At 72.6% G+C, this 12,756-nt stretch carries 11 protein-coding genes and 1 pseudogene; 5 read left to right on the top strand and 7 right to left on the bottom strand.

The window, feature by feature from the left end; genetic code table 11:
- Positions 1–127: 127 nt before the first annotated feature.
- Entirely contained in the window at positions 128–985 is an 858-nt protein-coding gene (map, locus tag ACZ49B_RS04495; protein ID WP_468300339.1) for a type I methionyl aminopeptidase, read from the bottom strand.
- Positions 986–1,067: 82 nt separating this feature from the next.
- On the opposite strand from map, the gene ACZ49B_RS04490 reads away from it, so the two are divergent.
- A complete protein-coding gene (locus ACZ49B_RS04490) occupies positions 1,068–1,307 on the top strand; it encodes a hypothetical protein (RefSeq protein ID WP_468300337.1) in 240 nt (79 codons plus the stop codon).
- A gap of 56 nt (positions 1,308–1,363) precedes the next feature.
- On the opposite strand, the gene ACZ49B_RS04485 is transcribed toward ACZ49B_RS04490, so the two are convergent.
- Positions 1,364–1,972: a hypothetical protein gene (locus ACZ49B_RS04485; protein WP_468300335.1), complete on the bottom strand. Its 609-nt coding sequence runs from the start codon at positions 1,970–1,972 to the stop codon at positions 1,364–1,366.
- A gap of 115 nt (positions 1,973–2,087) precedes the next feature.
- On the opposite strand from ACZ49B_RS04485, the gene npdG reads away from it, so the two are divergent.
- Positions 2,088–2,816: an NADPH-dependent F420 reductase gene (gene npdG, locus ACZ49B_RS04480; RefSeq protein WP_468300333.1), complete on the top strand. Its 729-nt coding sequence runs from the start codon at positions 2,088–2,090 to the stop codon at positions 2,814–2,816.
- Positions 2,817–2,880: 64 nt separating this feature from the next.
- On the opposite strand, the pseudogene ACZ49B_RS04475 reads toward npdG, so the two are convergent.
- A pseudogene (locus tag ACZ49B_RS04475) lies at positions 2,881–3,774 on the bottom strand (TerD family protein); the annotation flags it as partial.
- 141 nt (positions 3,775–3,915) lie between these two features.
- Here ACZ49B_RS04475 and ACZ49B_RS04470 point away from each other — a divergent pair.
- Entirely contained in the window at positions 3,916–4,101 is a 186-nt protein-coding gene (locus ACZ49B_RS04470) for a hypothetical protein (RefSeq protein WP_030291561.1), read from the top strand.
- A gap of 4 nt (positions 4,102–4,105) precedes the next feature.
- Here the strand turns inward: ACZ49B_RS04470 and ACZ49B_RS04465 are convergent, their stop codons facing one another.
- On the bottom strand, positions 4,106–4,903 hold the full coding sequence (locus ACZ49B_RS04465) for a site-2 protease family protein (RefSeq protein ID WP_468300331.1): 798 nt from the start codon (positions 4,901–4,903) through the stop codon (positions 4,106–4,108).
- Between the two features lie 73 nt (positions 4,904–4,976).
- Between ACZ49B_RS04465 and ACZ49B_RS04460 the strand changes: the two genes are divergently transcribed.
- Positions 4,977–8,354: an AfsR/SARP family transcriptional regulator gene (locus ACZ49B_RS04460; protein ID WP_468300329.1), complete on the top strand. Its 3,378-nt coding sequence runs from the start codon at positions 4,977–4,979 to the stop codon at positions 8,352–8,354.
- Between the two features lie 59 nt (positions 8,355–8,413).
- On the opposite strand, the gene ACZ49B_RS04455 is transcribed toward ACZ49B_RS04460, so the two are convergent.
- From ACZ49B_RS04455 to panB, 3 genes are all read right to left on the bottom strand, one after another.
- Positions 8,414–9,265, bottom strand: a complete 852-nt coding sequence (locus ACZ49B_RS04455) for an ABC transporter permease (RefSeq protein ID WP_468300327.1) — start codon at positions 9,263–9,265, stop codon at positions 8,414–8,416.
- A complete protein-coding gene (locus ACZ49B_RS04450) occupies positions 9,262–10,296 on the bottom strand; it encodes an ATP-binding cassette domain-containing protein (protein WP_468300325.1) in 1,035 nt (344 codons plus the stop codon). Before ACZ49B_RS04450 ends, ACZ49B_RS04455 begins: the two co-directional genes overlap by 4 nt.
- 111 nt (positions 10,297–10,407) lie before the next feature.
- Complete coding sequence (gene panB / locus ACZ49B_RS04445; protein WP_468300323.1) at positions 10,408–11,268, bottom strand: 3-methyl-2-oxobutanoate hydroxymethyltransferase; 861 nt, start codon at positions 11,266–11,268, stop codon at positions 10,408–10,410.
- 340 nt (positions 11,269–11,608) lie between these two features.
- On the opposite strand from panB, the gene ACZ49B_RS04440 reads away from it, so the two are divergent.
- On the top strand, positions 11,609–12,637 hold the full coding sequence (locus ACZ49B_RS04440; RefSeq protein ID WP_468300321.1) for an endonuclease/exonuclease/phosphatase family protein: 1,029 nt from the start codon (positions 11,609–11,611) through the stop codon (positions 12,635–12,637).
- Positions 12,638–12,756 lie beyond the last annotated feature (119 nt).

Genomic DNA, 12,756 nt, shown 5'->3' with positions numbered 1-12,756 from the left:
CACGTCCGCCACGCCCGATCCTCGTGCTTAGGCTTACCTAAGTCAATGTCTTCCCGACGCGGTGTCGGTAAAACACCTCCGGCGAAGATTCTCCGACAGGTCCTCCCGTTTTCCGGCTCTCCGGCCCTTACGGCAGGGTGAGGATCTCGGCTCCCGTGTCCGTCACCACCAGTGTGTGCTCGAACTGCGCGGTGCGCTTGCGGTCCTTCGTCACGACGGTCCAGCCGTCGGCCCACATGTCGTACTCGTGCGTGCCCAGGGTCAGCATCGGCTCGATCGTGAAGGTCATCCCGGGCTCGATGACCGTCGTGGCGTGCGGGCTGTCGTAGTGCGGGATGATCAGGCCGGAGTGGAAGGACGAGTTGATGCCGTGCCCGGTGAAGTCCCGGACCACGCCGTAGCCGAAGCGCTTCGCGTACGACTCGATGACCCGGCCGATCACGTTGACCTGGCGGCCCGGCTTGACGGACTTGATCGCCCGGTTCAGGGCCTCGCGGGTGCGCTCCACCAGCAGCCGCGACTCCTCGTCCACCTCACCGCACAGGTACGTGGCGTTGTTGTCGCCGTGCACGCCGCCGATGAACGCGGTGACGTCGAGGTTCACGATGTCGCCGTCGCGCAGGACGGTGGAGTCGGGGATGCCGTGGCAGATGACCTCGTTGACCGAGGAGCACAGGGACTTCGGGAAGCCCCGGTAGCCCAGCGTCGACGGGTAGGCGCCGTGGTCGCACATGTACTCGTGCGCGACCCGGTCCAGCTCGTCGGTGGTCACCCCCGGAGCGATCAGCTTGGCGGCCTCTTCCATCGCCTGGGCGGCGATCCGGCCGGCGATGCGCATGGCCTCGATGGTCGCGGCGGACTGCACCTCCGGTCCGGTGTACGGAGTGGGCGCGGGCCTGCCCACGTACTCGGGCCGGCGGATGTTTCCGGGAACGGAACGGGCGGGAGAGAGCTCGCCTGGTACGAGCAGCGACTGGCCAGACATGCAAGCGAGTGTATCCAGCGGGGATGGGGCAGCATGGCGGCAGAGAACGGTATCGAGAGGTATCGAGAGGAGCCCGAGGACGATGGCCCTGTTCAAGAAGCGTCAGGTGGGCAAACCCGGCGAGTGGTACTACTGCCTGGTCCACCGCAAGGTCGAGGAAGGTCCGGAGTGCCCGGCGAAGGACCGTTTCGGCCCGTACACCTCGCCGGAGGAGGCGGCGCACGCCATGGAGACCGCCGAGGAACGCAATCTCGAATGGCAGAACGACCCCAAGTGGAACGACAAGTCCCGCGACGAGGGCGAGGGCACGGCCGCCCCGTAGGGCCGTAGGGCGCCGTAGGGCCGTAGGGCCCCAGGGCTCCGGGCCCCGTGGGGCCTCTACCAGCGGCTGAGCGGCGGCGCGGTCAGCTGGTCGGCCAGCCGCGCCAGCCGGTCCCGCAGCCGCCGCGGCCCGCCGCGCTGGACCGGCAGGCCGTTCTCCCCGGCCGCCGCGCTGACCAGGTGCTGCACGGTGTCCAGGTCCAGCTCGCCGGCCCCTTCCCGTACGGACAGGGCGTCGTGCGCGAGCGCGGCGAGATCCGGATCCCCACCGTCCAGGGACAGTACGGTCGCCCCCGCGCGCCGGGCGTCGTGCACCCGCTCCAGCAGCCCCGCCCCGGGCTGCTCCGGCGCCACCACCAACAGGGTGTGCCCGCGCCGGGCCGCCTCCAGCCGGCCCAGCCCCACCGACAGGTGCGCCGGCTCCCCGGGCAGCACGCGGTGGCGTACGAGCGTGGGCGCCAGCTCCGGCAGCCCCGACCAGGCGGCCTCGTCCACCAGGTGCGCCGCCAGGTGCCAGGGCTCGTACTGCTCGGTCCCGACCAGCAGCAGGTTCCCGCCGGCCGGCGAGACGGAGCGCCGCAGCGATCCCGCGAAGCGGCGCGCTTCACCGGGCCACTGCGTACCGGCGAGCACCTCGCGCAGCAGCGCGACCCTCACGGCGTCCATGTCGGCATCCTGCCGCATGGAAGGGACCTGCGGGAGCGCTTCGCCCCGCTCCGCCCGGCCGGGCGCAGCCCCGTTCCCGTTCGACTCTGCGGATCCCGGCACTACCCTCGCCCCCATGACCTCCACAGACAGCACTCAGACTCCCCCCGCGACGGCGCCGGCCAAGGCGCCGGCCAAGGACCCGTGGGACCTGCCGGACGTCTCCGGCCTCGTCGTCGGCGTCCTCGGCGGCACCGGCGACCAGGGCCGGGGCCTGGCCTACCGGCTCGCCCGGGCCGGCCAGAAGGTGATCATCGGCTCCCGCGCCGCCGACCGCGCTCAGAGCGCCGCCGACGAACTGGGCCTCGGCGTGGAGGGCGCGGACAACGCCGAGTGCGCGCGCCGCAGCGACATCGTGATCATCGCGGTGCCGTGGGAGGGCCACGCGAAGACCCTCGAAGCCCTCCGCGAGGACCTCGCGGGCAAGCTCGTGGTGGACTGCGTCAACCCGCTCGGCTTCGACAAGCAGGGTGCGTACGCCCTCCACGTCGACGAGGGCAGCGCGGCCCAGCAGGCCGCCGCCCTGCTCCCCGACTCCCGGGTGACGGCGGCCTTCCACCACCTCTCGGCGGTCCTGCTCCAGGACGAGTCCGTCGAGGAGATCGACACCGACGTGATGGTCCTCGGCGAATCCCGCGCCGACACGGACGTCGTGCAGGCCCTGGCCGGGCGTATCCCGGGGATGCGCGGGGTCTTCGCGGGCCGCCTGCGCAACGCCCACCAGGTGGAGTCGCTCGTCGCCAACCTGATCTCCGCCAACCGCCGCTACAAGGCCCACACGGGCCTGCGCGTCACGGACGTCTGAGCCACCCGCCCCTGTGCCCGGCGGCCGCCTTCGGAGCGGCCGCCGGGCACAGGGGCCCCGCGGTTCAGCCCCGGCGGCTCCCGGCGCGCGCCTCGACGGGACCCAGATGCGCCACCACCCCCTGGTAGAAGCGGTCCACGGCCTCGTCGACGCTGCGGATGAACCCGGACTCCGTGTTCCCGCGGGTGTTGCCCATGCCCTTGATCAGCGACAGCCGGAACCCGCTGAGCGGCGCGCCGCCCTTGGGCAGCAGGTCGCCCGGCTCGGGGCGCAGCCGCTCCAGGGTGCCGCGCGGCCCGTTCCCGCCCTCGACGAGGGTCTCCACGTGCAGGTCCGCGGGCGCCTCGGCCAGCAGCCGGACCAGCCGCTTGACGGTGGTCAGCGGATACGAGCCCTCCGGCGCCGGCACGTCGACCGTGGTGCGGACCTTCCCCGTCCGCAGATCGGCGGTCACGGCGACGACGCTGCTCGTCCCGTCGATGCGCAGCTCCGCGGAGAGCCGCCCGTCCCGGCACAGCTTCTCCGCGGCGGCGCTGCGGCGCGCCTGCGGATCGCTGCCGCGCCGGACGCGCTGTACGGGGAGCGCCTTCTGGCCGAGTTCGCCGCCCAGGCGCAGGCAGACCTGGCGGATCAGCCGCTCCCGGCTCTCGACCACCTCGACGGCGCGCGCATCGTCGGTGGCGAGGGTTTCGTCCTCGATGCCCTTGCGTACGGGCACCCAGGCGGCTCCCATGTTCTGGAATCCGTGGCAGCCGGACTGCTCGTGCTGGAGGTACGCCAGCAGCTCCTGGAGCAGCCAGGCGTGCGCGGCGTTGCCCACGCCCTCGTGGCGGATCAGCATCTGGGCCTGGTGGGCCACCTCGGCCCACGACAGGTGCCAGAGGCTGACCTTGTGCTTGCGCCGCCCGTCGATCTTGACGTCCACCACGGCGGTGCCCTCGAGGGCGACGTCGTTGGCGCGGCGTGGTGGGCGGGAGATCGGGAAACGGCGAAACAGGGGGCGGAAGCGGAGTGCGCGGGGCTTTACGGGAGCACTGCAGGGCATGGGGGACACTGGAGGGGCTCTACCCGTTCCGTGTCGCCGAGGAGCTGTTTCCCCATGCCCCGCCTTGCCGTGTTCGCCATCGTCGTCTGCGTGCTGTCCGTGGCCGCGGCCGTGGTCGCCTTCGTGGAGGGCAGCTTCCTGGGGATCGTCTGGGTGCTGCTGGCCGGACTCACGTCCAACATGGCCTGGTACTACCTGCGCAAGGCGAAGGCCGAGAAGGCCGCGCGCTCCGCGGGGTAGCCGCCTACTGCGGGGCCGTGCAGAAGCCGTTCGCGTCCTGCCAGAAGCGGTAGAGGTCGCGGCCGCAGTAGGTCTCGAGGTCCGACACGCCCAGCGAGGCCAGCAGATCGCGCACCACGTCGAAGAAGAACCCGTTGACCTCCGGGATCCACAGCAGCGCGAAGACGGCGATCAGCCCGAACGGCGCCAGCGGCGCCACCTCGCGGCGGATCCGGTACGAGAGCCAGGGCTCGATGATCCCGTAGCCGTCCAGACCCGGGACCGGCAGGAAGTTCAGGATCGCCGCCGAGACCTGGAGCAGCGCGAGGAAGGCGAGCGCGAAGCGGAACGGCAGCGGGACGCCGTCGAGGGCGTTCAGCCAGAACGGCGCCGTGCAGACGATCGCGAAGGCCACGTTGGTCAGCGGGCCCGCCGCCGAGATCAGGCTGTGCTTCCAGCGGCCCTGGATCCGGTCGCGCTCGATGTACACGGCGCCGCCGGGCAGGCCCAGCCCGCCCATGATCACGAAGATCACCGGCAGGATGATGCTGAGCAGCGCGTGCGTGTACTTCAGCGGGTTCAGCGTCAAGTAGCCCTTGGCCCCGACACTGAGGTCGCCGCTGTGCAGGGCGGTGCGGGCGTGCGCGTACTCGTGCAGGCAGAGCGAGACGATCCAGGCCGAGGTCACGAAGAGGAACACGGCGAGCCCGGTGCTCGTCGAGTACCCCGTCCACACGGCCCACCCGGTGACCGCCATGACGGCGGCGATACCGAGGAATACGGAACTGATCTGCCGCTCGCTGCGGCTGCCCTGATGACCCATGCGGCGAAACCTACCCCGGGCATGCGGCCAAAAGGAGTACGGGGTCGGGGGTGGGGCCAGGGACAATGGGCCGGTGCGCTACGCGATTCTCGGTACGGCCCAGGCCATCCGCGACGACGGGACCCCCGTCGCCGTCGGCGGAGCGCGCCTGCGGGCGCTGCTGACGGCGCTCGCGCTGCGCCCGGGGCGGGCGGTGCCGGTGCACCTGCTCGTGGCCGAGGTGTGGGACGGGGACCGGCCGGCGGATGCCCCGGCCGCGCTGCAGGCGCTGGTGGCGCGGCTGCGGAGGGCACTGGGGCACGGGGCGGTGCGGTCGGCGGAGGGCGGATACCTGCTGGTCGCGGGGCGCGAGGACGTCGACCTGTACCGCTTCGAGCGGCTCGCGCGGGCCGCAGCGGCGGCGCAGGACCCGGCGGAGGCGGCCGGCCTGTACGACGAGGCCCTGGCACTGTGGCGCGGCCCGGCACTGGCGGATCTGCCGGACCCGGCGGCCGAGTCCGGCAGGTGGGAGGCCGTACGTCTGGACGCGCGCCGGGGCCGGCTCGCGGCGGCCCTGGCCCTGGGCGAGGCCGAGCGCGCCCTCCCGGAGCTGACCGCCCTGTGCGAGCAGCGCCCGCTGGACGAGCCGCTCCAGGTCCTGCGGATCCGCGCGCTGCGGGGCACGGGCCGCCCGGCCGAAGCACTGGCCGCCTACGACACCGTCCGCCGCACCCTCGCCGCCCGCCTGGGCACCAACCCGGGACCGGCCCTCCAAGCCCTCCACGCTTCCCTCCTGGCCCCGTCCCCGGCTTCGCCCCCCGCCCCGCACGCCGCGCAGCCCCCGGCCCCGACCCCGGCGCAAAGCCCCGCCGGGGCCGCCCCGGCCGCCCCCTCCGCTCCGCGGCAACCGGCCCCGGCCCAGGGCCCGGGCGGCGCGGCAGCCGGTGCGTTCGTACCGCCCGGGCAGGGGAATCTGCGGGTGCGGCTGACCAGTTTCGTGGGCCGGGAGGGGGACATCCGGGTCATCCGGGAGGATCTGGCGCGGGCCCGGCTCGTGACGCTGCTCGGGCCCGGCGGGGCCGGGAAGACCCGGCTGTCCCAGGAGGCCGCCGAGCGCGCCGCCGAGGCCTGGCCCGACGGGGTGTGGTTCGTGGAGCTGGCTCCCGTGGACGATCCCGAGGACGTCGCCGAGGCCGCGCTCACCGCGCTCGGCGCGCGGGAGACCAAGCTGCGCGGCGCGGCCGCCGAGGAGCTGCGGGCGCTGACCGACCGCGCCGGGGACCAGCCCCTCGACCGGCTCGCGGAGCACTGCGTGCGGCGGCGGATGCTGCTGATCCTGGACAACTGCGAGCACGTCGTCGGCGCCGCCGCCGAGCTGGCCGAAGAGCTCCTCGCGCGCTGCCCCGGCGTCCGGATCCTGGCCACCAGCCGCGAACCCCTCGGCGTGCCGGGAGAGTTGCTGCGACCGGTGGAACCGCTGCCCGACCCCGTCGCGCTCCGGCTCCTGGGCGACCGGGGGGCCGCCGCCCGGCCCGGGTTCAGCGTCGAGGACGACCGCGAGGCCGCCGCCGAGATCTGCCGCCGCCTCGACGGGCTGCCGCTCGCCATCGAGCTGGCCGCCGCCCGGCTGCGGCTGCTCACCCCGCGCCAGATCGCCGACCGCCTCGACGACCGCTTCCGGCTCCTGACCAGCGGCGCCCGTACCGTTCTGCCCCGCCAGCAGACCCTGCGCGCCGTCGTCGACTGGTCCTGGGACCTCCTCGACGAGCCCGAGCGCACCGTCCTGCGCCGGCTCTCCGTCTTCGCCGGCGGCTGCGACGTGGCCGCAGCCGAAGCCGTGTGCGCCGAGCCCGACACGCTCGACGTCCTCGGCTCCCTCGTCGACAAGTCCCTCGTCGTCGCCGCCCCCGGCCAGAGCGGCGCCATGCGCTACCGGCTCCTCGAGACCGTCGCCGAGTACGCCGCCGAGCGGCTGGCCGAGGCCGCCGGGGACCGCGCCGACACCGAGCGGCGCCACCTCACGTACTACCGCGAACTCGCCCGCACCACCGAGCCGTTGCTGCGCGGCCGCCACCAGCGCGAGGCCACGGAGCGGTTCGCCGCCGAGTACGAGAACCTCCGTACCGCACTGCGCCGCGCCCTCGCCTCCCGCGACACCGACGAGGTGCTCTGCCTGGTCCACTCCCTCGCCTGGTACTGGCAGATGCACGACCTGCGCGCCGAGGCCCGGCACTGGTCCGCCGCCGCCGGCGCGCTCGTCCCCGACCCCTTCGCCCTGCCCGTCACCCCCGCCGAGCCGGTGTACGCACAGCTCGTGGACGCGCCCCCGCCGTACTCCGGGGAATTGCTCACCGAGGCCTGGCGCGGCATCCGGCTGATCCAGCTCACCTCGCGGGACCAGACCAACGAGAGCTGGAGCGCGCCCGAGGTCCGGGGCCAGATCGAGGGGATCGTCGCAGCCTACCGGCCCGGCCTGCCGCAGACCTGCCGAACCCCCGGGGGCCTGTGGATCTACGCCGTCATGATCGCCGGCGACTCCGGCCTGCTCCAGCAGGTCCTCGACGCCACCGTCGACACCGCCCGGGAGCTGGACTACCGCTGGGAGCTGGCCGCCGCCCTCCAGGTACGGGCCAACGTGCTGGCCAACCGGGCCGCCTGGTCCGGAGACGCGGCCCGCGACGCCGACGAGAGCCACGCCCTGTTCGAGTCGCTCGGCGACGACTGGGGCTGCGCCGAAGCCCTCTCCGCCCGCGCCGAATCCCGGGAGAAGCGGGGCGAGTACGCGGCGGCCGCCGAAGACTTCCGAGCCGCGATCGAGCACGCCGAGCGGCTCGGCGCCCCGTCCCAGGTCACGGTCCTGCGCGCGCGGATGGCCGGCACCCTCGTCGAGACCGGCGCGGTCGCCGAGGCCGAGGAGCTCCTCGACGAGATCGTGAGCACCCCCCGGAGCTACGGCAACGAGGCCATGCCGGCCGCCCGGATGTTCCTCGCCGGCATCTACGGCCGCACCGGCCGCATCCCCGAGGCCCGTGCCCAGATCCAGGTGCTGCGCGACGAGTTCGCGTTCGGAGCGTTCGCCATCTTCGACGGGTTCCTGCTCGGCACGATGGCCTGGCTGGAGAACCAGGAGGGCAAGTACACGGAGGCCCTCGCCCTGCTCCGGCAGGCCATGGGGACGGCCCAGGACCCGCTCGCCCTGATGGTCGCCCCGCAGCTGCCCGCCGTGTACCTGCTCACGGCGGCCCTCTCCCACGCCGGCCTCGGCGGCCCGCAGCACGCGTACGACGCCGCCCGGCTGCTCGGCGCGTACCGGGCCCTGCTGCCGCACCAGCACTTCCCGATCACCACGGAACGCGAGGACGCCGCCCGGGCCGAGGAGCTGACGCGGGCCGCGCTCGGCGAGGCCGCGTACGCGTCCGCGTACGCCGAAGGCGGCGGCCTCACCCTGGAGGAGGCCACCGCCCTCGTCTGACCCGGCCCCCCGTGCGGGGTCCGTCCGGGACGCGATCCGGAACGGACCGACGACCCGGATCAGGTCTTCTGGCGGAACTTGCGGACGGCGAGCGGCATGGTGACCGCCGTGATGGCCACCGACCAGATCAGGGTCACCGTCACCGGGTGGGCGACCGCACCGCCGTTGATCAGGCCGCGGGCCGCGTCGGCCAGGTTGGACAGCGGGTTGTAGTCCGTGAAGGTCTGCAGCCAGCCGGGCATGGTCGACGGCGGGGCGAAGATCGAGCTGCCGAACTGGAGGGGCATCAGGACGAGCATCGCCATGCCCTGGACGGCCTGCGCGGTCTTCATGGTCAGACCGAGCAGGATGAAGATCCACATCAGCGAGGCGCCGAAGACCGCCGACAGCCCGATCGACAGGAACAGGTCGAACACCGAGGTCTTGATCGACAGGCCGAGCATGAAGCCCACGGTGAGCAGGATCGCGATGGCGACCATCATCCGGCCGAGCTCGACGACGATCTTGGCGATCAGGACGGACGACCGGGCGATCGGCATGGACCGGAAGCGGTCCATCACGCCCTTCTTGAAGTCGTCGTTGACGCCGGTGCCGACGCCCATGGCGATGTTCATGCCCATCATGGCCATCAGGCCCGGGACGACGTAGTTGACGTACGCCTCCTGCTGGCCCTTGCCGGAGATCGCGCCGCCGAAGACGAACACGAACAGCAGCGTGAAGATGATCGGCATGAACAGGACGTCGAACATCGACTCGGGGTCCTGCTTGATCTGCAGCGCGTTGCGGCGCACCAGGGCGCCGATGTGCCGCAGGTTGGCGCGCAGGCCGATGCGGCCCTCGCCGGAGCGGCCGTCCACCGGGGCCGGAGCGGGCGCGGTGGGGGCGGGCTTCGTCGTGGTTACGGTGCTCATGCCGCGACCTCCTCGGTCTTCTCGGTGGGAACGGAGTCCTCGAAGGAGGTGGGCCGCTGGCCGGTGATGGCCAGGAACACCTCGTCCAGGCTGGGCAGGTACGTGCCGAGGTCGGCGATCGCGTACCCGCGGGCGGCCAGCAGGCCGACCACGGCGGTCAGCTGCTCGTCGCTCAGGATCGGGACCAGCAGCACGCCCTCGTCCGGCACGGCCTGGGAACCGGCCACGCCGTCGAGCCCGGCCTCCGCCAGCGCACGGGCCATGCCCGGCAGGTCGGAAGCGGCGACGGGGCGGATCTTCAGGGTCCGGCCGCCGACCCGGGCCTTCAGCTCGTCGACCTTGCCGTTGGCGATGACCTTGCCCTTGTCGATGACCGTCAGCTCGCTCGCGAGCTGCTCGGCCTCCTCCATGTACTGCGTGGTGAGCAGGACGGTGGCCCCCTCGGCGACCATCCGCTGCACCTCGTCCCACACCTCGTTGCGGGTACGGGGGTCCAGGCCGGTGGTCGGCTCGTCCAGGTACAGCACGGCCGGGCGGCCGATCATGGAGGCGGCCAGGTCGAGCCGGCGGCGCATGCCGCCGGAGTAGTTCATCGCGGCCTTCTTGGCGGCGTCGGTCAGCGAGAACCGCTCGAGCAGCTCGTCGGCGCGCGACCGGGCGTCCTTGCGGGACAGGTCGAGGAGCCGGCCGATCATGTAGAGGTTCTCCCAGCCGGAGAGCTTCTCGTCGACCGAGGCGTACTGGCCGGTCAGGCCTATGGTGCGGCGCAGCTGCCGCGGCTGGCGGACCACGTCGTAGCCCGCGACGGTCGCGGTCCCGGCGTCCGGGACGATCAGGGTGGAGAGGCAGCGCACGAGGGTGGTCTTGCCGGCGCCGTTGGGCCCGAGGACCCCGAGGACCGTGCCCTCGCGGACGTCCAGGTCGACACCGTCCAGGGCTTTGGTCTCGCCGTAGTGCTTGACCAGTCCCCGTACCTCGACGGCGTTCGAGCCGTTCAGGGGATTCTTGTCGTTTCGCGTCATGGGCACCATGGGACCATCCGCCACCGACAACGCACCGACAGCGGACCGACAGGCCGCCGACAGGAAGCCGACAGCCCGCCGACGACGCGTCGGCGGGCTGTCGGACGGGGCGCTGATCGATCAGTGGAAGCTGTGCTCGGCCTGCGGGAACGTTCCGCCGACCACGTCCTCGGCGAAGGCCTTCGCCGCGTCGCCCATGGTCGCGCGGAGGTTCGCGTACTGCTTCACGAACTTCGGCATCTTCCCGCCGGTCAGGCCCATCATGTCCGTCCACACCAGCACCTGCGCGTCGCACTCCGCGCCGGCGCCGATGCCGACCGTCGGGATGTGCAGGGACCGGGTGACCTCGGCGGCCAGCTCGGCCGGGACCAGCTCCAGCACCACCGCGAAGGCGCCCGCGTCCTGCGCCGCCTTGGCATCGCGCAGCAGCTGGTGCGCGGCCTCGTCGCCGCGGCCCTGCACCCGGTAGCCCATGGCGTTCACGGACTGCGGGGTCAGGCCCAGGTGGGACATGACGGGGATGCCGGACTGGACGATCAGCTCGGTCTGGTGCAGCGAGCGCTCGCCGCCCTCGAGCTTCACGGCCCCGACGCCGGCCTCCTTCACCAGGCGGGTGGCGCTGCGCAGCGCCTGCACGGCGCCTTCCTGGTACGAGCCGAACGGCAGGTCGCCGATGACCAGGGCCCTGCTCGTGCCCCGTACGACGGCGGCCGACAGCAGGGTCATCTCGTCCATCGTCACGGGGACGGTGGTCTCGTAGCCGAGGTGACAGTTGCCCATGGAGTCGCCGACGAGGATGACCGGGATGCCGGCCTCGTCGAAGACGGACGCGGTCATCGCGTCATAGGCGGTGAGCATGGGCCACTTCTCGCCGCGCTCCTTGGCGAGGGTGAGGTCGCGGACGGTGATCCGCCGGGTGCCCGTGCCTCCGTACAGAGTGGGGGAGGCGGATTCGCGGGCAGGCGAAACGGCATGCGTCATTGCAACTGCTCCTTGATGTCATCTCGAGGCGCCCTTACGGCGTCCCCGGACTCACCCACCATGGTGGCACCTGCCCGGGCCGTGGCGAAAGTGGCGCGAAGACCTGTGCGTCACACTCCTGGCTCACACCAGGACCACTCCTGGCCCCCTCATGGTCCCCTCTGCGGCGGTTCGACGCGCGCGAGAGCCAATGTACGCGTTTCGTGACAAGCGGAACTCCGGCCACACGGCCGTTCGTCCTCCCGGACGTACGGCCGGAACAACGGCACGGAAGGCTGCGTCCATCGCCTAGGGTCAAGGAGCGGGGACGGAGCGCAAGCACGGCAGCGAGGGCAGTGGCATGGCACAGGCGTACATGACGGAGACGGGGAACGGCGGCTCGGAGCCCGAGCCCTCCGGATCCCGCCTCCGGCGCCGACTGGCCGGGCTGCGCAGAGACAGGGGCATCTGGCGGCGCGGGATCGTGACCGCGGCCCTGGCCGCCCTGATCTCGCTGGTCATGATCTTCCACGCCGAGCTGCCGAACGACGTCGGCAACCTCGGCAGCCTCACCGAGACCTTCCTGCCCTGGCTGGGCCTGGCCGTCCCGCTCCTGCTCGCCGCCGCCGTGATCCGCAAGTCGGCCACCGCGCTGATCGCGATACTGCTGACGGCCGTCGTATGGGTGAACATCTTCGGCAGCCTCGTCCTCGACAAGTCCGGCTCCGGCGGCAACCTGACGGTCGCCACCCACAACGTCGACGCCGACAACCCCGACCCGCGCGGCACGGCGGCCAGGGTCGCGAAGTCCGGGGCCGACGTCCTGGCCCTGACCGAGCTCAAGGGCAGCGTCGTCCCCGTCTACGAGGAGGCCTTGGCGGGCACGTACAAGTACCACTCCGTCGAGGGCACGGTCGGCGTGTGGAGCAAGTACCCGCTGAGTGCCAGCTCGCCCGTCGACATCAAGATGGGCTGGACCCGCGCCATGCGCGCCACCGTGGACAGCCCCTACGGCCGGATCGCCGTCTTCGCCGCCCACCTGCCCTCCGTCCGGGTCAAGCTCAACGCCGGCTTCACCGCCAACCAGCGCGACAACAGCGCCGACGCCCTGGGCGCCGCGCTCGCCGCCGAACCGCTGAAGAAGGTCATCCTGCTCGGCGACCTCAACGGCACCATGAACGACCGGGCCCTGTCCGAGGTCACCTCGCAGATGCGCTCCACCCAGGGCGCGGCGGGGGACGGCTTCGGCTTCAGCTGGCCGGCCCGGTTCCCGATGGCCCGCATCGACCAGATCATGGTCCGCGGGATCACGCCGGAGGCCTCCTGGACCCTCCCGCGCACCGGCAGCGACCACCTGCCCGTCGCTGCGCGGCTGACGGTGAAGAAGTAGCCGGTCGTCCGGACCGGTCGGGGGGGGGGGGGGGGGGGGGGGGGGGGGGGGGGGGGGGGGGGGCGTGCTGTGCGGGGCGCGGGGGCGTGGTTGTCCCTTTTCCTGCCCCGTTTTTTGTT

The sequence above is a fragment of the Streptomyces sp. NPDC031132 genome (assembly GCF_055570595.1).
Note: the sequence above shows the minus strand (reverse complement) of the source record. Positions and strands in the feature narration are given on the sequence as shown.